At 39.8% G+C, this 22,904-nt stretch carries 24 protein-coding genes; 19 read left to right on the top strand and 5 right to left on the bottom strand.

The window, feature by feature from the left end:
• Positions 1–52: 52 nt before the first annotated feature.
• From ACFSR3_RS16865 to ACFSR3_RS16875, 3 genes are all read left to right on the top strand, one after another.
• Positions 53–1,069: a transporter gene (locus tag ACFSR3_RS16865; RefSeq protein ID WP_379822683.1), complete on the top strand. Its 1,017-nt coding sequence runs from the start codon at positions 53–55 to the stop codon at positions 1,067–1,069.
• A gap of 8 nt (positions 1,070–1,077) precedes the next feature.
• Positions 1,078–2,196, top strand: a complete 1,119-nt coding sequence (locus tag ACFSR3_RS16870) for a GTP cyclohydrolase (RefSeq protein ID WP_379822684.1) — start codon at positions 1,078–1,080, stop codon at positions 2,194–2,196.
• Positions 2,197–2,325: 129 nt separating this feature from the next.
• Positions 2,326–2,592 carry a hypothetical protein gene (locus ACFSR3_RS16875; protein ID WP_379822686.1) on the top strand — a complete coding sequence of 89 codons (267 nt, stop codon included), beginning with the start codon at positions 2,326–2,328 and terminating at the stop codon, positions 2,590–2,592.
• Positions 2,593–2,644: 52 nt separating this feature from the next.
• On the opposite strand, the gene ACFSR3_RS16880 is transcribed toward ACFSR3_RS16875, so the two are convergent.
• Positions 2,645–3,910 (bottom strand): aminotransferase class I/II-fold pyridoxal phosphate-dependent enzyme, encoded by a 1,266-nt coding sequence (locus tag ACFSR3_RS16880; RefSeq protein WP_379822687.1) that lies wholly within the window; start codon positions 3,908–3,910, stop codon positions 2,645–2,647.
• Positions 3,911–4,166: 256 nt separating this feature from the next.
• Here ACFSR3_RS16880 and ACFSR3_RS16885 point away from each other — a divergent pair, with 256 nt between their 5' ends.
• From ACFSR3_RS16885 to ACFSR3_RS16910, 6 genes are all read left to right on the top strand, one after another.
• On the top strand, positions 4,167–4,502 hold the full coding sequence (locus tag ACFSR3_RS16885) for a TM2 domain-containing protein (RefSeq protein ID WP_379822689.1): 336 nt from the start codon (positions 4,167–4,169) through the stop codon (positions 4,500–4,502).
• A gap of 6 nt (positions 4,503–4,508) precedes the next feature.
• A complete protein-coding gene (locus ACFSR3_RS16890; RefSeq protein ID WP_379822690.1) occupies positions 4,509–4,916 on the top strand; it encodes a DUF2752 domain-containing protein in 408 nt (135 codons plus the stop codon).
• The gene (locus ACFSR3_RS16895) at positions 4,892–5,449 is read left to right on the top strand and encodes a hypothetical protein (protein WP_379822691.1); all 558 of its coding nucleotides are present in this window, start codon (positions 4,892–4,894) and stop codon (positions 5,447–5,449) included. The genes ACFSR3_RS16890 and ACFSR3_RS16895 overlap by 25 nt, the downstream gene beginning before the upstream one ends.
• Entirely contained in the window at positions 5,449–6,021 is a 573-nt protein-coding gene (locus tag ACFSR3_RS16900) for a non-canonical purine NTP diphosphatase (RefSeq protein ID WP_379822693.1), read from the top strand. Before ACFSR3_RS16895 ends, ACFSR3_RS16900 begins: the two co-directional genes overlap by 1 nt.
• Positions 6,022–6,120: 99 nt before the next feature.
• A complete protein-coding gene (locus ACFSR3_RS16905; RefSeq protein ID WP_379822694.1) occupies positions 6,121–7,959 on the top strand; it encodes a DEAD/DEAH box helicase in 1,839 nt (612 codons plus the stop codon).
• A gap of 161 nt (positions 7,960–8,120) precedes the next feature.
• A complete protein-coding gene (locus ACFSR3_RS16910) occupies positions 8,121–8,894 on the top strand; it encodes a carboxypeptidase-like regulatory domain-containing protein (protein WP_379822695.1) in 774 nt (257 codons plus the stop codon).
• 169 nt (positions 8,895–9,063) lie between these two features.
• Here ACFSR3_RS16910 and ACFSR3_RS16915 read toward each other — a convergent pair whose 3' ends face one another.
• Positions 9,064–9,726, bottom strand: a complete 663-nt coding sequence (locus ACFSR3_RS16915; protein WP_379822697.1) for a TrmH family RNA methyltransferase — start codon at positions 9,724–9,726, stop codon at positions 9,064–9,066.
• Positions 9,727–9,791: 65 nt separating this feature from the next.
• Between ACFSR3_RS16915 and ACFSR3_RS16920 the strand changes: the two genes are divergently transcribed.
• The 6 genes from ACFSR3_RS16920 (at position 9,792) to ACFSR3_RS16945 (ending at position 16,277) form a co-directional block, all read left to right on the top strand.
• Positions 9,792–10,322 (top strand): RNA polymerase sigma factor, encoded by a 531-nt coding sequence (locus ACFSR3_RS16920; protein WP_114757066.1) that lies wholly within the window; start codon positions 9,792–9,794, stop codon positions 10,320–10,322.
• Positions 10,322–11,116, top strand: coding sequence for an anti-sigma factor (locus tag ACFSR3_RS16925; protein ID WP_379822698.1), 795 nt, complete (start codon positions 10,322–10,324; stop codon positions 11,114–11,116). The genes ACFSR3_RS16920 and ACFSR3_RS16925 overlap by 1 nt, the downstream gene beginning before the upstream one ends.
• A gap of 257 nt (positions 11,117–11,373) precedes the next feature.
• The gene (locus ACFSR3_RS16930; RefSeq protein WP_379822699.1) at positions 11,374–12,060 is read left to right on the top strand and encodes an SIR2 family NAD-dependent protein deacylase; all 687 of its coding nucleotides are present in this window, start codon (positions 11,374–11,376) and stop codon (positions 12,058–12,060) included.
• Between the two features lie 195 nt (positions 12,061–12,255).
• A complete protein-coding gene (purB, locus tag ACFSR3_RS16935; protein WP_379822701.1) occupies positions 12,256–13,608 on the top strand; it encodes an adenylosuccinate lyase in 1,353 nt (450 codons plus the stop codon).
• Positions 13,609–13,774: 166 nt separating this feature from the next.
• On the top strand, positions 13,775–14,377 hold the full coding sequence (locus tag ACFSR3_RS16940) for an NAD(P)H-dependent oxidoreductase (protein WP_379822703.1): 603 nt from the start codon (positions 13,775–13,777) through the stop codon (positions 14,375–14,377).
• Between the two features lies 1 nt (position 14,378).
• Positions 14,379–16,277, top strand: coding sequence for a monovalent cation:proton antiporter-2 (CPA2) family protein (locus ACFSR3_RS16945; protein WP_379822705.1), 1,899 nt, complete (start codon positions 14,379–14,381; stop codon positions 16,275–16,277).
• A gap of 187 nt (positions 16,278–16,464) precedes the next feature.
• Here the strand turns inward: ACFSR3_RS16945 and guaB are convergent, their stop codons facing one another.
• A complete protein-coding gene (gene guaB / locus ACFSR3_RS16950) occupies positions 16,465–17,937 on the bottom strand; it encodes an IMP dehydrogenase (RefSeq protein WP_379822706.1) in 1,473 nt (490 codons plus the stop codon).
• 160 nt (positions 17,938–18,097) lie between these two features.
• On the opposite strand from guaB, the gene ACFSR3_RS16955 reads away from it, so the two are divergent.
• Together ACFSR3_RS16955 and ACFSR3_RS16960 are read left to right on the top strand one after the other, a co-directional pair.
• Entirely contained in the window at positions 18,098–18,349 is a 252-nt protein-coding gene (locus ACFSR3_RS16955; protein ID WP_379822708.1) for a type II toxin-antitoxin system ParD family antitoxin, read from the top strand.
• Positions 18,342–18,635 carry a type II toxin-antitoxin system RelE/ParE family toxin gene (locus tag ACFSR3_RS16960; RefSeq protein WP_379822710.1) on the top strand — a complete coding sequence of 98 codons (294 nt, stop codon included), beginning with the start codon at positions 18,342–18,344 and terminating at the stop codon, positions 18,633–18,635. The genes ACFSR3_RS16955 and ACFSR3_RS16960 overlap by 8 nt, the downstream gene beginning before the upstream one ends.
• Before the next feature lie 119 nt (positions 18,636–18,754).
• On the opposite strand, the gene ACFSR3_RS16965 is transcribed toward ACFSR3_RS16960, so the two are convergent.
• On the bottom strand, positions 18,755–19,618 hold the full coding sequence (locus tag ACFSR3_RS16965; RefSeq protein ID WP_379822711.1) for a hydroxymethylglutaryl-CoA lyase: 864 nt from the start codon (positions 19,616–19,618) through the stop codon (positions 18,755–18,757).
• A 109-nt stretch (positions 19,619–19,727) separates the two neighbouring features.
• Entirely contained in the window at positions 19,728–20,756 is a 1,029-nt protein-coding gene (locus ACFSR3_RS16970; RefSeq protein ID WP_379822713.1) for a quinone-dependent dihydroorotate dehydrogenase, read from the bottom strand.
• A 100-nt stretch (positions 20,757–20,856) separates the two neighbouring features.
• Here ACFSR3_RS16970 and ACFSR3_RS16975 point away from each other — a divergent pair, with 100 nt between their 5' ends.
• Both ACFSR3_RS16975 and pepT read left to right on the top strand, forming a co-directional pair.
• Positions 20,857–21,480, top strand: coding sequence for an HD domain-containing protein (locus ACFSR3_RS16975; RefSeq protein ID WP_379822714.1), 624 nt, complete (start codon positions 20,857–20,859; stop codon positions 21,478–21,480).
• 81 nt (positions 21,481–21,561) lie between these two features.
• Complete coding sequence (pepT, locus tag ACFSR3_RS16980) at positions 21,562–22,803, top strand: peptidase T (RefSeq protein WP_379822716.1); 1,242 nt, start codon at positions 21,562–21,564, stop codon at positions 22,801–22,803.
• Positions 22,804–22,904 lie beyond the last annotated feature (101 nt).

The raw sequence follows: 22,904 nt of genomic DNA on the forward strand, positions 1-22,904 counted from the left end.
GTTATTTAAAAATAAATCGTCTCCCCTAAATTAATAATAAATTGTACTATTTTTGGAAAACAATATCATTGTACAACCAATAAACGAGCCAAACATGACGGGTATCAGGAAAATATTTTCGCTAACCTTACTTTTTTGTTCAGCCCTTACTCAGGCACAATACACCGATCAGATAAACACTAACCGCCCAAGTATGTCTATGGGGGCGTTTGCTGTAGGTAAAACAGTAATGCAGCTGGAAAGCGGATTGTATGGCATAAAAGAAAAGCACGATGTGCTTAACAATAAGACCAAAGGTATGGGTCTAGACCTTACACTTCGTTACGGTGCCTTTCTGGAGCAGCTAGAATTTATTGTTGATATGCAGTATCAGTTCGACCAGTTTGAAGATGCCATATATGTAACTAATCGTAACGATTTCAAGCAGTTCCTTATCGGAGCCAAATACCTTATTTATGACCCGAACAAGAACTATCATCCGGAAGTAAACATATACAGCTGGAAAGCCAACCATAAATTCAAATGGCGTAATCTTTTGCCATCTGTATCGGTATATGCCGGAGCTAATCTTATAGGCGGAAAGAACCCTTATACCTTCCCTGAAGACCAGGTTAGTCCTAAGGTAATGGCAATTACCCAAAACCGATTTAATGGTGTAATATGGACTAACAACATCATAGCTGACAAAATTACTACTGACTATATGAGCATTGGCTGGATATCGACAGTAACACGATCATTTGCTGCCAAATGGTCAGGTTTTGTTGAATTACAGGTGTTTGACAGTGACTACTATTCAGATATTGCTGCTCGTGTAGGTGCTGCATACCTATTGAACGACAACCTGCAGCTCGATGCTTACATCAATAAAAACTTTAAAGATACTCCTGCCATACTCTATGGCGGTGCCGGACTGTCCTGGCGTTTTGATGCCGGTTACCGTGATATATTACTCCCTGGCAAATCGGATGCTGAAAAGAGCCAGAGCGAGATGGATAAAAAAATGAAGAAACAAAAAGAAAAACAGGAGAAAGAAAGACTTGACAATGTCCTTCCGGAAGGAGAATAACACACTACATGATTACAATTAAAGAAGCAAAGACAAAAAAAGAACTTACAGATTTTATCAAGTTCTCTTTTGAACTTTACAAAAACAACCCTTACTGGGTACCACCGCTTATAAACGATGAACTTGAAGGTTTTGACAAAGACAAGAATCCTGCCTTTGAGAACGCAGAGGCTAAATTTTATCTGGCATACCGCGATGGCAAAATAGTAGGTAAAACTGCCGCTATAATCAACTGGCAGGAAGTAAACCAGCAAGGCAAGAAAAAAGTTCGATTTGGCTGGTTCGATGTTATAGACGATATTGAAGTAACTAAAGCATTACTGGAAAAAGTATACGAATACGGACGTGAAAAAGGCATGGATCATGCCGAGGGCCCTATGGGATTCTCAAATCTTGATAAGGTAGGCGTACTTACCGAAGGTTTTGACCAGATAGGTACCATGATTACCTGGTATAACTACCCGTACTACAAAGAACACTTTGAAAAATTAGGAATGACCATCGAAAAAGAATACCACGAAAGTGTATTTTCATTCTTTGATGTAGATCCCGCTCCTTTTCAAAAGGCAAGCACCCTAATCAAAAAACGTTACAACCTGCGGGCAGTTAGCTTCTCTTCTTCAAAAGAAGTAATGCCGTATGTAGACAAGATGTTTGACCTTTTCAACAAAACTTACGAAAAACTATCTTCGTTTGTCGCGATTTCCGAAATACAAAAGGAATACTTCAAAAAGAAATACGTTGGACTCATCAATCCTGAGTACATCAAGTTTGTTGAAGACCAAAATGGCAACATAATAGCCTTTACCATAGTTATGCCTTCGTTTTCTGAAGCACTGATTAAAGCTAAAGGAAGACTGTTCCCGTTTGGCTTCATCCATCTTTTAAAAGCCAGAAAAAACAGCAAAGAAGTGGTTTTTTACCTTATAGGCATAGATCCCGAATACCAAAACAAAGGCGTTACAGCTATTATCTTTGACGAATACTATAAGGTTTTCATGAAAAACAACATTCACACTTGTATCAGAACACCTGAACTGGAAGATAACTATGCTATGCATAACCTTTGGAAGAACTTTAACCCAAAGATCCATAAACGAAGGAAAACCTATAAAAAAGAGCTGTAATTTATATTGCTCTTATTATTTACTATATAGCTCCGAAGCCAATGGTTTCGGAGTTTTTATTAACTATTATTTATGCGCATCACAATTTGCACTTTAATAATCTTAAGTATTATCATAATATTAGTACTAATGGAATATATCATCAGGCAGAAAAAGAAAATATACTACACTTATATTGATTCTTCTTCAAAAAAAGCCTACAATTCTTACTCCAGATATGACGGACAATGGTTTTCGGAAGATATTGCACTTGTCAACTTAATGCAAAAAAATCCGGAAGATAGCTGGCTGCAAAAAACAGGAAAAAACATAAAACGCTGTCAGGTACTTTTCTTCTGCCTATTAGGAGTACTAATCATAATTGGAGTACTAAGTAAAATATACGGATGGATGTAATAAAAAAGCCCATTCGCAGAACGAATGGGCTTCTCTAATATAAATTGTATGCTTATTCAGCAGAAACGTCAACTGTAGTCTGGGCAGCGATAGCTTTGTAAGTACCGTTTACCAGTTTCTCACGGATAGCCTCATACGCAGCAAGGGTCTCATCAATATCCGCTTTAGTATGTGTAGCCGTAGGGATCATCCTTAAAAGGATAATTCCTTTAGGTATTACCGGATAAACCACGATAGAAAGGAAAATACTGTAGTTTTCTCTCAGGTCGTTTACCATTACCATAGCTTCCGGAATACTACCTTCAAGATATACAGGAGTAACACAAGTATTTGTATCACCAATATTGAATCCTTTTTCTTTAAGTCCGTTTTGCAGGTAGTTTACATTTTCCCAAAGCTTATCTTTAAGCTCCGGCATAGTTCTTAGCATTTCAAGACGTTTAAGAGCACCTTTAACCAATACCATTGGAAGCGCTTTAGCAAACATCTGCGAACGAAGGTTATATTTAAGGAAGTCGATAACGTCTTTATCTGCCGCAACAAACGCACCTATACTCGCCATAGATTTAGCGAAAGTAGAGAAGTACACATCGATACCGTCCTGGCATTCCTGCTCCTCACCTGCTCCGGCACCTGTTTTACCAAGTGTACCAAAACCATGAGCATCGTCAACAAGAAGTCTGAAGTTATATTTCTTTTTAAGCTCTACGATCTCTTTAAGTTTACCCTGCTGGCCTCTCATACCAAAAACACCTTCGGTGATCACAAGGATACCACCTCCTGTAGTTTCTGCCATGTTTGTAGCACGTTCAAGGTTTTTCTCAAGACTCTCTACATCATTATGTTTATAGGTAAAACGTTTACCCATGTGAAGACGAACACCATCAATAATACAAGCGTGAGAATCGACATCGTAAACAATAACGTCATTTTTAGACACAAGAGCATCAATAGTAGAAACCATCCCCTGGTAACCGAAGTTTAACAGGTAGGCCGATTCTTTTCCAACAAAAGAAGCAAGTTCCTGCTCCAGTTTCTCGTGCCATGAAGTGTGTCCGCTCATCATCCTTGCTCCCATTGGGTATGCAGAACCATACTCTGCAGCAGCCTCAGCATCTACTTTACGCACCTCAGGGTGGTTAGCAAGACCAAGGTAATCGTTTATACTCCAGTTGATAACCTCTTTACCGTGAAACTGCATCCTGTTAGCCAAAGGGCCTTCAAGTTTAGGAAAAACAAAATATCCCTCAGCCTGTGAAGCCCACCTGCCAAGAGGGCCTTTATTCTTCTGTATTCTTTCGAAAAGATCTTTTACCATAATTATAGTTTTGTGCTTTTTAAAAACGCACCAAAAGTAACTATTATATTAATCACATCAAATAATTTTCGATTTTCATTGTAATAAAACAGGGAGTTTTTCGTCTAACAGGAAAGAAGGGTTGCCAACACTGCCTTTCAGCAAGTAAAAAGTATCGGATTAAACCGATAGCACTCAAAAAAATGAGGGAAAAGCGCCACTCTTTTAAAAAAAATTATAGTTTTACGAAATTAATAACCAAAAACAATCAATTACGATGGACTCACAAAAAGTAGACATGTACTTAATGTCAAATTCAAAGTTTTTTCAACCTTCTCAACTAGCATATATTCGCGAAAGACTTCTTGCTGCCGACGAATCTAAATGGATGTACATCCAGTCAGCTGATCTTAAGGACCCAACAACTATCCTTATCGTTTCTATCCTTGCCGGCGGACTTGGAATAGACCGTTTTCTTGTTGGCGATACAGGATTAGGAGTTGCAAAACTACTTACTTGCGGAGGTTTAGGTATATGGACAATTATCGACTGGTTCCTAATCATGGATATTACCCGCCAGAAAAACATGGAAAAGCTACAGGCTTACCTATAATATAACATGACAAGAAACAGGCTATACCTGCTGCTGTCTCTTGGCCTTTTGGCCGGTTACGGTTGGCTGATATGGGCATCGTGGCAAACTACGCATCATAGCGATTTTACACCTTGCTTTTTTAAAAATGCAACCGGTATAGCCTGCCCTTCTTGTGGTGTTACACGCTCTGTACTTCAGGTATCCCACGGACATATTACAGAAGCGATTTTACTTAATCCCCTTGGCCTGATTATGGCCGCAATAATGATTACAGCTCCTTTTTGGCTACTATATGATGTCATCCTCAAAAAAGACACTCTTTATACAAGCTATAAAAAAACAGAGCAGCTCATCCGAATAAAATGGGTAGCCATTATACTTATTATTTTAATCTTAATCAACTGGGCATGGAATATACAGAAGGGACTATAGAAACTACTCCGGTAACAGAAACAAAGCCATTTGTACATCCTTATGAATACGAATTAGCTTCTAACAGTTATATGATGGCTGTAGTATCGGTCATTGCAGGCCTGCCATTGCCCGTTATCAACCTTATTGCCACTGTAGGCTATTACCTTGCTCACAGAAAATCATCCTATCTTGTACGCTGGCATTGCATACAGGCCTCTTTAGGACAAATTGCACTTATTCCATTTAACAGCATCGCTCTTGCATGGACATTAGGCATACTGTTTGGCGGCAGGGGCTTTTTAGGATTATATGATATTCCAAGGCGTTATTATGCTGACAATGTAACTCTTTTTGAAGATTATACAGGCACTACCCTTTTATACTGGCTTTATATTACCTTTGTCATAATTCTGAACATAACCGAATTTATTATTGTTATCGCTACAGCTACTAAAGTTAGAAAAGGCCATAACGTTCGCTGGTTTGGAATTGCTTCGTTAGCCGACAGGCTAACTAGTACAGAAGACAGAAACCCATATAAAACAGCATAATGAAACTGGTATTTGCCTCGAACAATAAGAATAAACTACAGGAAATAAGACATCAGCTGCCTCAGGACATCGAACTGCTTAGCCTTGAAGACATAGGCTGCCATGAAGATATCCCTGAAACTGCCGATACCATTGAAGGCAACGCCATACTGAAAGCCGATTATGTAACCAAAAATTACGGTTACGACTGTTTCGCCGATGATACCGGACTTGAAGTTGATGCATTAAACGGCGCTCCCGGAGTATATTCCGCACGTTATGCCGGTGAACAGAAAGACGCTAACGATAATATGGATAAGCTTTTACAGGAGCTTGAAGGCAACACCAACCGTAAAGCACATTTTAAAACCGTAATAGCACTTAACAGTAACGGACAACAACACCTTTTTACAGGAATTGTTAATGGTGTAATCACTACCGAAAAAGCAGGAAAAGAGGGTTTTGGCTACGATCCTATATTTAAACCGGAGGGGTTAGATCTCACTTTTGCGCAAATTTCTCTTGCCGAAAAGGCACTCTTAAGCCATCGTGGACGTGCTGTAGCGCAGCTTATCGCTTTTCTGAAATCATAACTTTCTGATTTTCAAATATTTTTATTAAAATAAAACTGCAAATCTCATTAGCATATGTCGCTAATTAGCAGTACCTTTGCACCTATTTTAAAAATATATATGAATAAATTTGAACAATTAGGATTGAATGAATCGCTGCTGAGGGCGATAACCGATCTAGGATTTGAGAATCCGTCAGAAGTGCAGGAGAAAGCGATTCCCCTATTATTGGAAAAAGATACAGATATAGTAGCGTTAGCCCAGACGGGTACAGGGAAAACCGCTGCTTTCGGTTTTCCGCTTATCCAGAAGATAGATCCTGAGAACAGGAACACACAGGCGTTGATTTTGTCGCCTACTCGTGAGCTTTGCTTACAGATAACAAACGAGATCAAACTTTACGCTAAATACATAAAAGGCCTTCATACTGTTGCAGTATACGGCGGTGCCAGCATTACAGAACAGGCAAGAGAAGTAAAACGTGGCGCACAAATTATTGTTGCAACACCGGGAAGGATGCAGGACATGATTAATCGTGGTCTTGTTGATGTTTCAAAAATTGATTACTGTATTCTTGATGAGGCTGATGAAATGCTTAACATGGGATTCTATGATGATATCGTAAACATCCTTTCTACATCACCTGACGATAAGAGCACATGGCTTTTCTCGGCTACTATGCCACAGGAAGTTGCACGTATCGCTAAAGAATTCATGAGAAAGCCACTTGAGATTACAGTTGGACACAAAAACTCAGGTTCTTCTACAGTATCTCACGAGTTTTACCTTGTAAATGCACGTGACCGTTATGAAGCTCTTAAGCGTCTTGCCGATGCTAACCCGGATATCTTCTCGGTTGTTTTCTGCCGTACTAAAAGAGATACTCAGGCTGTTGCCGAAAAACTTATCGAAGACGGATACAATGCAGCAGCACTTCATGGTGACCTTTCTCAGGCACAACGTGACTCTGTAATGAAATCATTCCGTAACAGACAAATACAAATGCTTGTTGCTACCGACGTTGCTGCAAGGGGTATTGACGTTGATAACGTTACTCACGTAATTAACTATCAGCTACCTGACGAGGTTGAAACGTACAACCACCGAAGTGGCCGTACAGGACGTGCCGGTAAACTTGGTACATCTATCGTTATTATCACTAAAAGTGAGCTTCGTAAAATATCGGCTATCGAAAGGATCATCAAACAGAAGTTTGAAGAAAAAACAATCCCTTCAGGGATGGAAATCTGCGAAATACAGCTATTCCACCTTGCTAACAGGATTAAAGATGTAGAGGTTGACCACGAGATAGATTCTTATCTTCCTGCTATTTATGAGGTAATGAAAGACCTTTCTAAAGAAGAACTTATCAAGAAAATGGTATCGGTAGAATTTAACCGATTCATCAACTACTATAAAAAGAACCGTGACCTTTCTGCTCAATCGGCAGGTGAAAGAGGCGAAAGAGGTGCTGCAAGGCCAAACGACAGCGGCGCTGTTCGTTACTTTATTAACATCGGATCAAGAGATAATTACGACTGGATGAGCCTTAAAGACTTCCTTCGTGATACATTAGGTCTTGGACGTGACGACGTGTTTAAAGTGGATGTAAAAGAAGGTTTCTCTTTCTTTAACACTGATGCAGAGCACAGCGAAAAAGTACTTGATATTCTGAACAGCTTCCAGATGGATGGACGCAGGATTAATGTTGAGATCTCTAAAAACGACGGTCGCGACAATAATAGCGGAAGAAGAGACCACAACAACCGTGGTGGCGGCTTTAAACGTGGTGGAAGCGACAGAGGTTTTGAGCGCGGAAACAGAAACAGTGGCGAAAGAAGAGGCGGAAGCTCTTACGGAGAAGGAAGAAGCGGCGCAAGGAATTCAAGCCCGGGCGGACGTCCTCCAAGAAGAGGTGATTCTGCCGCTCCAAGAGACAGAAAACCAAGAAGAAACTAAAAAAGCAAATCATATTTTCAGGAAGAGACGCAACAATGTTGCGTCTCTTTTTCATTTATAACACCCGTGTTTTCATTTCCACTAAAAAAAATTAAACAAGTTCATATACTAACTTCAAAATATCCCGTTAGTTTATTACTTTTACGACACATAAACATTCAATGAGATATTTTGTAGTTTTTTTATTTGCATTACTTTCTTTCAGCGCTTTTGCACAGAATACTTCTGCACCCGAAAAAGTTTCCGGTATTATACTGAACGAAGCTACGCTTCAGCCGGTTCCGGGAGCCAGTATCATCAACATCAATCGTGTAAAGGGAGTAACAGGTGACGACCGTGGTAATTTTACCATCGAGGCTTCTGTAAACGATACGCTCCATATATCTTTTGTAGGATATCAGTCGGTAAGGGTACGCGTGACCAACGACTGGATCAAATTTAAAAATGTGACAAAAATTTTGCTTCAGGAGAAAGCCTACACACTCGAGGAAGTAATCATCAGCAAATACAACCTGACAGGTTACCTGCAGATTGACTCTAAGCTGGCTCCTGTTCGCGAAAACTACCGCTACAGCATTTCAGGACTTAATATAGGTTATGAAGGTGGCGACAATTCTCCAAACTCTTTCAAGAAAATTGTAAGCTCGATGTTCAATCCTGCCGACCTGCTACATAATATTTTTGGTAAAAAACCACAGGAAATGCGCAGACTGAAGGAAATGAAAAAAGACGACACCGTGCGTAACGCGCTTGCCGAAAAATATGACCGCGAAACCCTTGCTGCCCTTTTAGGTGTAAGCAAAGATGATATAGCCGACATACTAGAGCGTTGTAATTATTCGGAGGAGTTTATAAAATCTGCCAACGATCTGCAGATTATGGATGCCATAAGCGGTTGTTATGAAGAATATAAAGCACTGAACAGAAGTAACTAGTTAGCAGTATTAAGTCGCAGTTTACAGTTAAGACAGCTATCCTGAAGACCTATTAAACAATTACACTTGTATAGACAAAATACACGTAGAGCCGTAGCAATGCTACGGCTCTACTCTTTTATAAACAAATATTTATTATTATATCTGTAAAATGTGACTGCGACTAAAACTAGTCTGAAAGATACCTCTCTGTAATAAAATCAATATCTTTTATTGATTTACGTGCCCAGTCAATGCGTTTTTCAAGCAATTCTTCTTCGTTTAACTGCCACTGTATATCAGAATTTCGTAGTCTCGTACTCAAACTATGAATAATTATCGCAGCCGATGAAGACACATTGATACTTTCGGTAAAGCCATACATGGGTATTTTAAGGAAACCATCCGCCTGTTCCATTACCTCTTCCGACAAACCAAGCTTTTCAGTACCGAAGAACAAAGCCGCCGGAGTACTGATATCAAAATCTTCAAGGTAGCAGGAATCTTTATGCGGTGTTGTAGCAATAATGCGATATCCTTTATCCTTAAGGTTCTTTATACATTCTTCCGTTGAATTAAAACGGTTAACATCTACCCATTTTTCGGCACCTAAAGCTATTTCTTTATCAATGGTCTTACCGTATTTTGCCTCGATAACATTCAGTTCCTGAAACCCAAAGATCTCGCAGGTACGCATTACAGCGCTTGCATTGTGCAACTGGTAAACATCTTCCATAGCAACAGTAAAATGCCTGGTGCGACGTGAAAGCATATCAATAAACTTATTTTTTCTTTCTTCCGTTATAATGGTTTCAAGATAGTTGAGATAGTTTACGTCTGATATATTTTTCATTATATGCAAGTTTGCCATTTAATTTTTACTATATTAGGGTCAACAAAACCAACTAAATTGTTTGTATGACTCAGGAAGAATTACTCGCGCAAATCTACAAAAAAGACAGCAATGCTTTTAATACGCTGTACAACATGTACTCTAAAAGCCTTTATGGTGTAATTTTCAATCTATTAAAAAACAAAGAAGAAGCGGAAGACGTTTTACAGGAAGTATTTGTAAAAATCTGGAAAAATGTTGACTCTTATAACGAAAGTAAAGGACGTTTTTTCACCTGGATCCTAAACATAGCCAGGAATGCAGCCATAGACAGGTTGCGATCTAAAGACCATACTAAAAATTTAAAAAACCTCTCGGTTGATAATTTCGTACATATCCTTGACCACAATGCCACAGTCGTTAACAGAATAGACGCTATTGGTATACGTGAATTTGTAAAAAAGCTAAAGCCTGTATGCGTGCGCATTATCGAGCTATTATTTTTCAAGGGCTATACCCAACAGGAAGCCTCAGACGAACTGGCAATGCCTCTTGGCACGGTTAAGACACAAAACAGGACTTGTATTAAAGATTTAAGAAACATATTAGAGGTATAATGGAAGAATTTATCAACTCAGGGATTTTAGAACTTTATATCTTTGGTGTAACCACTGAAGAAGAAAACAGGGAAGTTCAGGAAATGGCCGGTAAACATGCCGAGGTCAGAGCCGAGATATTATCTATAGAAAAAGCGATTATCGATCTTTCTTATAGCGTATCACCACAACTATCACCGGAAGTATACCACAGGATTCGCAGAGAACTCATCGACAAGCATGGAACTGAAGATGTTATACAACTACAACCCCGCAAGAGCGCTTCTTCATACATTGGATGGGCAGCAGCTATCGTATTACTGGGCTGCTTAGGCGTACAATATTTTATGTATGACCAGGAGGTGGAGAAAAAAGAAGCTGTTACTAAAGAAAGGGACAAATATGAGCAACTGTTTGCGAGCACCACTAAAGACAATGAACAAAAAGAAAAGGCATTGCGTGTTATCCGTGCGAAAAACAGTGCTATAGTAAACCTTGGTGGACAACAGGTGTCTCCAGATTCGTATGCAAAGATCTATATGAACGATGCAGACAATGAAGTGTTTGTAGATATCGCCGGTTTGCCCGAAGCACCGGAAGGAAAAGAGTATCAGGTATGGGCACTAACGCTTAACCCGCTTACACCAACAAGCATTGGGGTACTTGACAAGAATAAAGTTGCGGACAGCCAGGGAATCATTCAGGTGGATAACTTTGAAGGCGTACAGGCCTTTGGTATCACCCTTGAGCCTGCAGGCGGTAGCGCAACACCTACTATGGAACAACTATATACTTTAGGCCAAGTAAAAAGCTAACAAGCCGAAATTTTTATAAAACTGTAAGGTGCGCTTTGTGAAAACTCAGCGCACTTTTTTATTTAAATATCCTCCCGAATTATTAAACCACAAAGAACACAAGGAATCACAAAGCTTTGTGATCATAGTGAAAAAATTTTGTGCACTTTGTGGTAAAATATAATAGTGATAAACCAAATTTCTGATTTATTTTTGACAGTACAGACGTAGCAATGCTATGTCTCTGCAATAAAACATTTACATTATTCAATATAAAAATGAAAAAACTAGTAATACTTTCAGGAGCAGGAATGAGTGCCGAAAGCGGCATAAAAACCTTTCGTGATGCAGGCGGACTATGGGAAGGCCATGACGTAATGGAAGTAGCATCGCCCGAAGGCTGGCGAAAGAACAACGCGCTCGTACTGGACTTTTACAACCAACGTCGCAGGCAGCTCTTTGAAGTACAACCTAATCAGGGACATATTATCGCTGCCGAGCTTGAAAAAGATTTTGATGTACACATCATCACCCAAAATGTGGACGATCTGCACGAGCGCGCCGGCAGCACTAAGGTTTTACACCTGCACGGCGAACTCCTGAAAGCCCGTAGCGTTAATAATGAAAATGATATTATCGAATGGAAAACCGATATAAACGTTGGCGACCTACACACCGACGGACATCAGCTACGCCCCCATATCGTTTGGTTTGGTGAAATGGTTCCGGCAATTATAGAAGCTGCCGATATAGTAAAAGAAGCCGATTATATTGTTATTGTAGGTACGTCAATGCAGGTATATCCTGCAGCTGGACTGGTAGATTATGTAAGACCTACAGTTCCGATTTTCTATATTGACCCAAACCCGGCGACTATTCCTTACCTAACTAATTCTATTGACGTAATACCAATGACAGCAAGTGAAGGTATGGCGGTTGTGAGGGAGAGATTAAGAAGTATTTAAAAGCTTCGGAGGAGCGGCATATTATATGTCGCTCCTCCGAAGCTTTTTCACAACAACGCATCACATACTGCTATAAATATGTCGCCTCTCCGAGGCTCTTTTATAGCATTAAAATAACCAAATAATCCTATTCCAATTTCTTTATTCCCCTCAAAATCCTTACCTTCGCGGCTTCTAATTTTGACACTTAAACACATGCAAAATTTATCTGAACTGAATGCCATATCGCCTATAGACGGCCGTTACAGAAACAAAACTGCTCCTTTAGCTGCTTATTTTTCAGAAGAAGCGCTAATAAAATACCGCGTGCTTGTAGAGATCGAGTACTTTATCGCTCTTTGCGAACTGCCATTACCTCAGCTTACCGGCGTAAGCAAAGATGTTTTTGAGCCGCTTCGTGACATTTACAGAAACTTCTCAAGCGAAGATGCACTTCAGATAAAAGAAATCGAAAAAACAACAAACCACGACGTTAAAGCCGTGGAATACTTTATAAAAGCTGCTTTCGACAAACTTGGCCTTGATGCTCACAAAGAGTTCATCCACTTTGGACTGACTTCACAAGACATCAACAACACTGCTATTCCGCTTTCTACAAAAGAAGCGTTCGAAAACGTATACATGCCATCGTTAATCAGCGTTATTGCTAAACTGAAAGAGCTTAGCATTGAGTGGAAAGATGTACCGATGCTTGCCCGTACCCACGGACAACCGGCCTCTCCTACCCGTCTTGGCAAAGAGATCCATGTATTTGTTGAACGTTTAGAAGAGCAGATGCGTTTGCTTTTCAACGTGCCGTTTGCAGCTAAATTTGGTGGTGCAACAGGTAACTTCAATGCACATTTTATTGCATACCCGCAAAATGACTGGAGAAAGTTCGGTAATGACTTCGTAGAAGGTACACTTGGACTTAAACATTCATTTCCAACAACACAGATAGAGCATTACGATCACTTTGCTGCGTTCTTTGATGCACTTAAGCGTATCAACACTATCCTTATCGATCTTGACAGGGATATCTGGACGTACGTGTCTATGGATTACTTCAAACAGAAGATCAAAGCCGGTGAGATCGGTTCTTCGGCTATGCCACATAAAGTTAACCCTATCGACTTTGAAAATTCTGAAGGTAATCTAGGTATCGCTAACGCCATTTTTGAGCACCTTTCGGCTAAACTGCCAATCTCAAGACTACAGCGTGACCTTACTGACAGTACAGTACTTCGTAATGTAGGTGTACCAATGGGACATACTATCATATCTTTCGAAGCTACACTTAAAGGCTTAAACAAGCTTCTTCTTAACGAGGAGAAATTCCACGAAGATCTTGAGAAAAACTGGGCTGTAGTAGCTGAGGCTATCCAGACGATCCTTCGCCGTGAGGCTTATCCTAACCCGTATGAGGCACTTAAAGACCTTACAAGAACGAATACGGTTATCAATAAAGAGTCAATGCATGCGTTCATCAACAACCTGAACGTTAGCGACGAAATAAAAGCAGAACTATTAAAAATCACTCCTGCTAATTACCTTGGAATACACGCTTAATAAGTTTTAGCTTAATAAAATACTGAAGAGATGTAACATTTGTTATGTCTCTTTTTTTATGCATCTACTGAAAAGTACCTCAGCGACCGGAAACTTCTATAAAAAATGGTCAAAAATCCTTATATTGCAGTACAACCGCGTTTAGCATAATCAAACAGGTTCATATATGCCAAATAAGATTTTAATCCTTTTCGCGCATCCGTTGTTCGAGAAATCGAACGCCAATAATGCGCTTATAAGCCATATCCCAAATTCTCATAACATTACTTTTCACGACCTCTACCAGGAGTACCCCGAGTTCGATATCGATATGAAACGTGAGCAGGAACTATTAATGCTGCATGACATTATCATCTGGCATCATCCTATGTATTGGTACAGTTGCCCTCCCCTCCTCAAGCAATGGATAGATATTGTACTGGAGCACGGTTGGGCTTACGGCAAAGAAGGCTTTGCCCTCAAAGACAAACCTCTATTACAGGTAATAACCACAGGTGGACGAAAAGAAAACTACAGTCCACTAGGGCGTGACCGTTTTACGATCCCTCAGCTTTTGGAACCTTTTAACCAGACAGCAAAGGTTTGTAATATGATATATCTACCGCCTTTTGTTGTACACGGCACACATTCTATGGATGAGGCCGGTTACGAAAAGAACGCAAAACTGTACGGACAGGTTCTTGAATATTTAGAGAATATAGACCTTAACATAAAAGAAGTTTCAGAGTACCACTATTTTAACGACTGGATAAAAACAAAATTAGGATAATATGCAGGACAGTTTTTTCTTTCAGGCCATAATATACCTTGTCGCAGCCGTGGTATGTGTCCCTATTGCCAAAAAAATAGGACTTAGCTCAATATTAGGTTATTTATTTGCCGGAATCATCATTGGCCCTTATGTACTGGGCTTCATTGGCCAGGAAGGCCAGGACATCATGCATTTTGCCGAATTCGGAGTTGTAATGATGTTATTCCTCATCGGACTGGAGCTTGATCCACAGAAATTCTGGCGAATGCGGAAATTCATAATTGGTATGGGCACCCTTCAGGTAGTAGGTACAGCTGCTGTATTATTTATAGCCTGTTCGTTTGTACTCCGCTGGGAATGGCGTGCTACACTAGTTATTTCGTTAGCACTTACCCTTTCTTCAACTGCTATCGTAATGCAGACCCTAAAAGAAAAAGGACTTACCAATACCTCTATGGGGCGTTCCTCTTTTGCTATATTGCTGTTTCAGGATATAGCCGTAATCCCAATCATGGCAATATTGCCCTTATTGGCCGAAACTGACGGAGCAGTAAATCTCGAGCACGTAAATCAGTCCCTTATTTCCGACTTTGAACCCTGGCTGCAAACGCTTATTGTTTTTGGAGCCATAGGCATGGTTTATGTCGGCGGACGTTTTATAATTGTTCCGTTATTGCATGTAGTAGCCAGAACAAGACTTCAGGAGTTGTTTACAGCTTCAGCGCTATTATTGGTAATGGGTGTGTCATTTATGATGCAACTGGTAGGATTAAGCCCGGCATTAGGCGCTTTCCTTGCAGGACTGGTATTAGCTAATAGTGAATTCAGGCATGAATTGGAAGGCGATATTGCCCCTTTTAAAGGACTGCTTTTAGGCCTGTTCTTTATTGGTGTTGGTGCTTCCATCAACTTTTCACTTATTATGGCCGATCCGGCATTCATTATCATATTTACTACCATATTCAACAGTATCAAGTTTTTTGTATTGCTGATTGTTGGAAATATATACAAGAAAAGCTCAGATCAAAATCTATTATTCTCTTTTGCTTTAAGCCAGGCCGGGGAATTTGGTTTTGTAATACTCGGATTTGCATTGCAGCTTAATCTTATGCCGGAAGAGTTATCCAACCAGATGATGGCGGTAATTGCCATTAGTATGGTAGGAACACCTTTCTTATTACTAATAAATGAAAAGCTCATAGACCCTTATTTTGGCGTGAAGGAAAAACAGCCAAAAGACAAATATGATTCAATTGATGAACATAACGATGTGGTGATTGCCGGTTTTGGAAACTTTGGAAGCACAATCGTGCGTTTACTAAAAACAAATGGCATTAAGGCAACCGTACTCGACATGGACTCCGACAGGGTTGATTCACTGCGAAAAATGGGCTTTACGGTTTACTATGGAGATGCCTCCAGGCTTGAGCTGCTTAAAGCAGCAGGTTGCGACAATGCAAAACTGTTTATAGCCGCCATTGACAACCCAAGAGTAAACCTCGAGGTAGTGGAAATGATAAAGAAACACTTCCCACATTTAAAAGTACTGGCTCGTGCCCGTAACCGCAGTGATGCTTTTGAGCTACTGGATATGGGAGTAAAGGATTTTTACAGGGAAAATATGTACAGTGCTGTTCATTTGGGTGTAGATGCGTTGGTAGAGCTTGGCCACAGGCGTTATACCGCTACACGACAAGGTCAGCGCTTTATGAAGTACGACGAGCAATCTATAGTAAGATTAGCTGAAAAACGTCACGACAAAAAAGCCTTCCTGATGACCGCTAAAGAAGAAATTGAAATGCAGGAACAACTTCTTCGCAATGATTTATATTCACAACTAGGAGCACAAGACCATGCCTGGGAAAGTGCCGATATACGAAAAGAACGCAGGGAAGAACTTGATAATACTACGGATTAGACTATAGTTATAAAGTTGTAATGTCAAAAGTTCAACACAAAAAAAAGATTACAACTTTAAAAATCAAAAAAGGCACAGAGAAGAAGTTTTACAACTCCTAACCCATGCCTTTTTCATGTATTATATCGTTATCAATACACCTTATATCTTCCGACAACCGGCAACTGACAACTAACAAACCAAATAATTATCTTGAATAATTCGGAGCTTCTTTAGTGATTGTTACGTTGTGAGGGTGGCTCTCAGCGATACCACTTGACGTTAAACGTACAAAACGGCTGTTTTCCTGTAGTGTAGGAATGTCTTTAGCACCACAGTAGCCCATACCGGCACGAAGACCTCCAATGAACTGAAGCATGCTTTCGAAAAGCTCTCCTTTGTAAGGAACACGCCCAACGATACCTTCCGGAACCAATTTTTTCACATCGTCCTCAACATCCTGGAAGTAACGGTCTTTAGAACCTTCTTTCATTGCTTCTACAGATCCCATTCCGCGGTATGATTTGAATTTTCTTCCTTCGAAGATGATCGTCTCACCCGGAGATTCTTTAGTCCCTGCAAGAAGCGATCCAAGCATTACACAGTCGGCACCCGCAGCAAGCGCTTTAGGAATATCACCCGTATAACGGATACCACCATCAGCGATTACAGGAACACCTGTACCTCTAAGGGCAGCAGCTACTTCAAGAACCGCAGAGAACTGAGGGAAACCAACACCTGCAACTACACGTGTAGTACAGATTGAACCCGGACCGATACCTACTTTTACAGCATCAGCACCGTTTTCGGCAAGATATAATGCAGCTTCCGGAGTAGCAATGTTACCTACCACCACATCAAGCTGAGGGAATTTAGCTTTTACTTCTTTAAGAACCGTTACCACACCTTTAGTGTGACCGTGAGCCGTATCGATGATAACAGCATCAACACCAGCATTAACAAGAGCTTCAGCACGCTGAACCGCATCGGCAGTAACACCAAGGGCAGCTGCAACGCGAAGGCGTCCGAACTTATCTTTGTTAGCGATAGGTTTTTGTGTAAGTTTAGTGATATCCCTGAATGTGATAAGGCCAACAAGTTTATTGTCAGCATTTACAACAGGAAGTTTTTCGATCTTATTTTTTTGAAGGATACCTTCTGCTTCCTGAAGCGTAGTACCTTCAGCAGCAGTAACAAGGTTTTCAGATGTCATTACCTCAGTAATGGCACGTGTATTATTTTTTTCAAAACGAAGGTCACGGTTAGTAACGATACCTTTAAGGATTCCGTTAGCATCAACTACAGGAATACCTCCGATACCATACTCACGCATTGCGTTTTTAGCATCACCTACGTTTGATGTAAGAGGAAGCGTAACAGGATCGATGATCATTCCTGACTCCGCTCTTTTTACTTTACGAACTTCAGTTGCCTGTTGTTCGATCGTCATATTTTTATGAAGAACGCCAATACCACCTTCACGAGCCATAGCGATTGCCATTGCGCTTTCGGTTACGGTATCCATCGCAGCAGATACGATAGGTACATTTAGCGTTATGTTTTTAGAGAATTTAGACTGAATGCTAACTTCGCGTGGTAATATTTCAGAGTAGTTAGGAACCAGCAGAACATCATCGTAAGTAAGGCCTTCACCGATGATTTTAGAAGTGTGTGCTTTCATTATGCAATTGTAGTTAAATTGCATGCAAATATACATCTTTTTTCGCGAATGCAAAATATAGAGTGTGATAATATATTTTTATACATCAATAAGCAATTCTTATATCTTTAACTTGCTTTGTTACCAATTTTTGGTAACTTTGAAATAAAGTTATCTGATTATGAGCAAAAACACATCAATTTCATTAGGCAGCCATTTTGAACATTTTGTTGAGGATAGCATATCAAACGGACGTTTTAAAAATGCAAGTGAAGTTATAAGAGCCGGCTTACGTCTACTTGAAGAAGACGAAAGCAGGATAATCCAACTCAAATCTGCCATAAACGAAGGCATTAAAAGTGGCAGAGCTGAAAATTTCGACCCTAAAAAACACCTTACCTCACTAAAAGCAGCCAGAAAATTAAATGGCTAAATTTCATTTTTTAAACAAGGCTCTAGATGATTTAACTGAGATTTGGGAATATACAATTGACGAATGGTCTGAAAAACAAGCCGACAGATATTACAGCCTGCTTATAGATTCGTGTACAGAATTAGCCGAAAACCCTTATTTAGGTAAACTTTACAATGAAATCTCACATAACCTATACGGTCATAAATCTGCAGAACACATCATTTTCTATTTCATAATTGATTCTCAAGAAATTGAAATCGTTAGAATATTACATGGAAGAATGGATTTGAATAGAAAATTTTAGACTTTAATCTTTTCTATTCAAATTTTAATAATCACTTGAGATTGCCACACTCCACTACGTTACGTTCGCAATGACAGAACACATAAAACTGCTAACTGAGACTGCGACTGTAAACTCTGTTAATGAAACTCCCCAAATAGCTTCGTCGCCTCGTTATAGGCACTCTCAAAGCTCATGGGCTGCATATTAGTATCAGCTTTTACAGTGGTGAAATACGATAACATACGTTCTGTAGGCATATTTCCGGTAAGGTCGTCTTTGGCCATTGGGCATCCGCCAAAGCCTTGTATCGCTCCGTCGAAACGTTTACAGCCGGCTTTATAGGCCGCATCAATCTTCTCGAACCATTTATCAGGTGTAGTGTGTAAATGCGCCCCAAATTCAATCTGAGGGTATTTAGGGATAAGATTCGAAAACAAGTAATCAATAACATCCGGCGTAGAGCTACCTACAGTATCACTAAGCGAAAGTATCTTAACGCCCATAGCTGCAAGTTTTTCAGTCCACTCCCCTACTATCTCTACATTCCACGGGTCACCATACGGATTCCCGAAGCCCATAGAAAGGTATGCCACAACTTCTTTGTTAGAAGCATCCGCAATGTTAAGTATCTCCTGAAGGGTAATTATTGATTCAGCTATCGTTTTGTGCGTGTTACGCATCTGGAAGTTCTCAGAGATCGAGAACGGATAGCCTAAGTATTGAATTTCTTTATGCTCAGACGCCATTTGAGCCCCCTGCGTATTGGCAATGATAGCCAGCAGCTTACTTTGCGTTTTAGAAAGGTCAAGCCCTGCCAGCACCTCGGCAGTATCCACCATTTGTGGAATAGCTTTTGGCGAAACAAAACTTCCAAAATCTATAGTATCGTAGCCAATCCTTAATAGGGACTGTATGTAGCTTATTTTCCTTTCGGTAGGAATGAACGCCTTGATGCCTTGCATAGCATCGCGGGGACATTCGATAATTTTAATCTTTTCCATAAAGGCTCAAAGATAATAGATTTAGCACATTTACGAAAACGTTTTCTCTTTTACGATTTTTGGATAGTTCGAAAAATCCAATAATCAAAATATCGAATCATCGAACTATCTAAGAATACAATAATCTTTTATTGATATCCTTTATAAGTGCCGGACCTTCATAAATAAAACCTGTATACAGTTGTATAAGGCTTGCACCTGCTTCCAGTTTCTCTATAGCGTCATCAGCAGTATGAATACCTCCTACTCCAATGATAGGGAATGCTTTGTTGCTTTTCTCAGAAAGGAATCGGATAACCTCTGTAGAACGTTTGGTAAGTGGTTTACCGCTTAACCCTCCCGTTTCCTGTTTATTTTCAGACACCAATCCATTCCTCGAGATAGTAGTATTTGTAGCAATTACACCAGCAATCTTAGTTGTTTTTACAATATCGATGATATCAAGCAATTGTTCATCCGTCAAATCCGGTGCTATTTTAAGTAATATCGGTTTCTGAACCGGTTTGGCAGCATTCTTATCCTGAAGCGTTTGCAACAAGTTCGTCAATGGCTCTTTATCCTGAAGTTCTCTTAAGTTAGGTGTATTGGGCGAACTCACGTTTACAACAAAGTAATCTACATAATCATATAAGGCATCAAAGCAGATTTCGTAATCGCTTACCGCATCTTCATTAGGCGTTACCTTGTTCTTACCGATATTTCCACCGATAAGCACGTGGCCTTTCCCTTTAGGATTCTTTTTCAGGCGTTCTACAGCTTCCTGTACCCCACCATTATTAAAGCCCATACGATTAATAAGCCCGCCATCTTCCCTTAAGCGGAATAATCTCTTTTTAGGGTTTCCATCCTGCGGTTTTGGTGTCAGGGTTCCGATTTCTATAAATCCGAAGCCCATGTTACCCAACTCTTTGTACAGTTTAGCATCCTTATCAAGACCAGCCGCAAGGCCAACCGGATTTTTGAACTTCAAACCAAATACCTCACGTTCCAAACGTGGGTCGTTTACTTCATACATCGACTTAAGCAGCGACGGCATTCCCGGTATGCTGTTTAAGAAACGTATTGATGAAAATGTGAAATGGTGAATTTTCTCCGGATCGAAGCGGAACAGTATAGGCCTTATTAAGGATTTGTACATATCGTTTTGTTTGGTGTGCAAATTTATGAATAACAAGCCATATTAAAAATTAAAGTGTAAAAGTTATTACATTTGATGATTCACCCCATACAAATACACCATGCTCAAAGGAGTTTTTACAAGCCTTCTAAATAAATATACCAGTGAAAAATCCCTAATTGAGACATTGTGGGATAATATCGAACAACATTATTCATCACCAAAACGTCATTACCACAACCTGCAGCATTTAGAGAATATGCTTTTTCAGCTTGAAACGTGCAGAGAACAAATTACCGACTGGGACACCCTTCTGTTTTCTCTTTTTTACCATGACATTATTTATAAAGTAACTTCTAAAGAAAACGAAGATAAGAGTGCCCTGGCTGCAATCAAAGCCCTTAACAGCATTGGTTATCCTAAAGAAAAGGTAAAACTTTGTGCAGAACAGATACTTGCCACAAAAAGCCATGAATTAAGCACCGATAATGACACCAATCTATTTACGGACGCCGACCTGTCTATTTTAGGCAGTGAATGGGAAATTTACCTTGAATACAGCCGGCAGGTACGGAAAGAATATGCCATTTATCCTGACTTTATGTACAACCCGGGAAGAAAGAAAGCACTACAGCACTTTTTAGACATGGAATACATTTTTAAGACGCCCTTTTTCAGGAAAAAATTTGAAGATCAGGCTAAGCAAAATATACACACCGAAATAACACTTCTTTCTAAAGAATAATACATAGAAAATTTATCTAAAATCAATACAGAAATACGTAAAATCGTAAATTTGCACTTCATTAATAAATAAAATTCAAAAATGCAGCATATCATAGACCGTTTCATTAGCTATGTGACTATTGACACAGAATCTGACGCAAACTCTCCAACTACACCAAGTACCGCTAAACAATGGGATCTTGCCAACAAACTTGCCGAAGAGCTTAAAGCTATAGGTATGGAAGATGTTACTATTGATGAGCATTCTTATGTAATGGCTACATTGCCTTCTAATGTAGACCATGAAGTTCCTGTTATAGGTTTTGTTTCTCACTTTGACACAACGCCTGATTTTACAGGAGCTAATGTTAAACCGCAGATTGTTCCAAATTATGACGGTGGCGATATTATCCTGAATAAAGAACTTAACATCGTACTTTCTCCGTCTTACTTTAAAGACATGCTACAATACAAAGGGCAGACAATTATCACTACCGATGGCACTACCCTTCTTGGTGCTGATGACAAAGCAGGTATTACGGAAATTGTAACTGCTATGGAATACATGATCCAGCATCCTGAGATTAAACACGGAAAAATCCGTATCTGTTTTACTCCTGATGAAGAAATCGGACGTGGTGCCGACCTTTTTGATGTAGAAAAATTTGGCGCTGAATGGGCGTATACTATGGATGGAAGCCAGATTGGTGAGCTTGAATATGAAAACTTCAATGCAGCCGGTGCAAAAATTACTTTTAAAGGTATCAGCGTTCACCCTGGTTATGCAAAAGGCAAAATGATCAACTCTATGCTTTTGGCTAATAACTTTATCAGTCAGCTACCTGCTAATGAAGTTCCTGAAAAAACTAAAGGTTACGAAGGTTTCTTCCACGTTGTAGGCATCAGTGGAAGTATCGAAGAAACAACTGTTCAGCTTATCATCCGTGACCATGATAAAGTAAAATTTGAGGAGCGTAAAGTGATGATCCAGACCATTACTGACAACATAAACGCCGAATACCAAAAGCAATTTGGCGGTGATGTGGTTATTCCTGAAGTAAGAGATTACTACTACAACATGAAAGAAAAGGTTGAGCCGGTTATGCACATTGTAGAAATTGCCGAAAAAGCAATGAGAGAACTGGGTATCGAACCACTTATCAAACCTATTCGTGGCGGAACTGATGGTTCCAGACTTTCATACATGGGCCTACCATGCCCTAATATCTTTGCGGGCGGACATAACTTCCACGGAAAATACGAATATGTTCCTGTAGAGAGCATGCAGAAAGCTGTAGAGGTTATCGTTAAGATCGCCGAGCTTACTGCCGAAAAGAAATAATAGATTAAAACATACTTTTGCCACGAATTATGCAATTCAGCACAAATTTTATTTTGTGTTATTTGTGTAATTCGTGGCTTATTTTTTACCCTTCCTGAAAT

The organism is Flavobacterium suzhouense (assembly GCF_042684765.1).
Classification (GTDB): Bacteria; Bacteroidota; Bacteroidia; order Flavobacteriales; family Flavobacteriaceae; genus Flavobacterium; species Flavobacterium suzhouense.

Excerpts from the sequence above, each read along its gene's own strand:
- ACFSR3_RS16870 (WP_379822684.1), top strand. The coding sequence starts at position 1,078 with ATGATTACAATTAAAGAAGCAAAGACAAAAAAAGAACTTACAGATTTT.
- ACFSR3_RS16875 (WP_379822686.1), top strand. The coding sequence starts at position 2,326 with ATGGAATATATCATCAGGCAGAAAAAGAAAATATACTACACTTATATT.
- ACFSR3_RS16880 (WP_379822687.1), bottom strand. The coding sequence starts at position 3,910 with ATGGTAAAAGATCTTTTCGAAAGAATACAGAAGAATAAAGGCCCTCTT.
- ACFSR3_RS16885 (WP_379822689.1), top strand. The coding sequence starts at position 4,167 with ATGGACTCACAAAAAGTAGACATGTACTTAATGTCAAATTCAAAGTTT.
- ACFSR3_RS16890 (WP_379822690.1), top strand. The coding sequence starts at position 4,509 with ATGACAAGAAACAGGCTATACCTGCTGCTGTCTCTTGGCCTTTTGGCC.
- ACFSR3_RS16895 (WP_379822691.1), top strand. The coding sequence starts at position 4,892 with ATGGAATATACAGAAGGGACTATAGAAACTACTCCGGTAACAGAAACA.
- ACFSR3_RS16900 (WP_379822693.1), top strand. The coding sequence starts at position 5,449 with ATGAAACTGGTATTTGCCTCGAACAATAAGAATAAACTACAGGAAATA.
- ACFSR3_RS16905 (WP_379822694.1), top strand. The coding sequence starts at position 6,121 with ATGAATAAATTTGAACAATTAGGATTGAATGAATCGCTGCTGAGGGCG.
- ACFSR3_RS16910 (WP_379822695.1), top strand. The coding sequence starts at position 8,121 with ATGAGATATTTTGTAGTTTTTTTATTTGCATTACTTTCTTTCAGCGCT.
- ACFSR3_RS16915 (WP_379822697.1), bottom strand. The coding sequence starts at position 9,726 with ATGAAAAATATATCAGACGTAAACTATCTCAACTATCTTGAAACCATT.
- ACFSR3_RS16920 (WP_114757066.1), top strand. The coding sequence starts at position 9,792 with ATGACTCAGGAAGAATTACTCGCGCAAATCTACAAAAAAGACAGCAAT.
- ACFSR3_RS16925 (WP_379822698.1), top strand. The coding sequence starts at position 10,322 with ATGGAAGAATTTATCAACTCAGGGATTTTAGAACTTTATATCTTTGGT.
- ACFSR3_RS16930 (WP_379822699.1), top strand. The coding sequence starts at position 11,374 with ATGAAAAAACTAGTAATACTTTCAGGAGCAGGAATGAGTGCCGAAAGC.
- purB (WP_379822701.1), top strand. The coding sequence starts at position 12,256 with ATGCAAAATTTATCTGAACTGAATGCCATATCGCCTATAGACGGCCGT.
- ACFSR3_RS16940 (WP_379822703.1), top strand. The coding sequence starts at position 13,775 with ATGCCAAATAAGATTTTAATCCTTTTCGCGCATCCGTTGTTCGAGAAA.
- ACFSR3_RS16945 (WP_379822705.1), top strand. The coding sequence starts at position 14,379 with ATGCAGGACAGTTTTTTCTTTCAGGCCATAATATACCTTGTCGCAGCC.
- guaB (WP_379822706.1), bottom strand. The coding sequence starts at position 17,937 with ATGAAAGCACACACTTCTAAAATCATCGGTGAAGGCCTTACTTACGAT.
- ACFSR3_RS16955 (WP_379822708.1), top strand. The coding sequence starts at position 18,098 with ATGAGCAAAAACACATCAATTTCATTAGGCAGCCATTTTGAACATTTT.
- ACFSR3_RS16960 (WP_379822710.1), top strand. The coding sequence starts at position 18,342 with ATGGCTAAATTTCATTTTTTAAACAAGGCTCTAGATGATTTAACTGAG.
- ACFSR3_RS16965 (WP_379822711.1), bottom strand. The coding sequence starts at position 19,618 with ATGGAAAAGATTAAAATTATCGAATGTCCCCGCGATGCTATGCAAGGC.
- ACFSR3_RS16970 (WP_379822713.1), bottom strand. The coding sequence starts at position 20,756 with ATGTACAAATCCTTAATAAGGCCTATACTGTTCCGCTTCGATCCGGAG.
- ACFSR3_RS16975 (WP_379822714.1), top strand. The coding sequence starts at position 20,857 with ATGCTCAAAGGAGTTTTTACAAGCCTTCTAAATAAATATACCAGTGAA.
- pepT (WP_379822716.1), top strand. The coding sequence starts at position 21,562 with ATGCAGCATATCATAGACCGTTTCATTAGCTATGTGACTATTGACACA.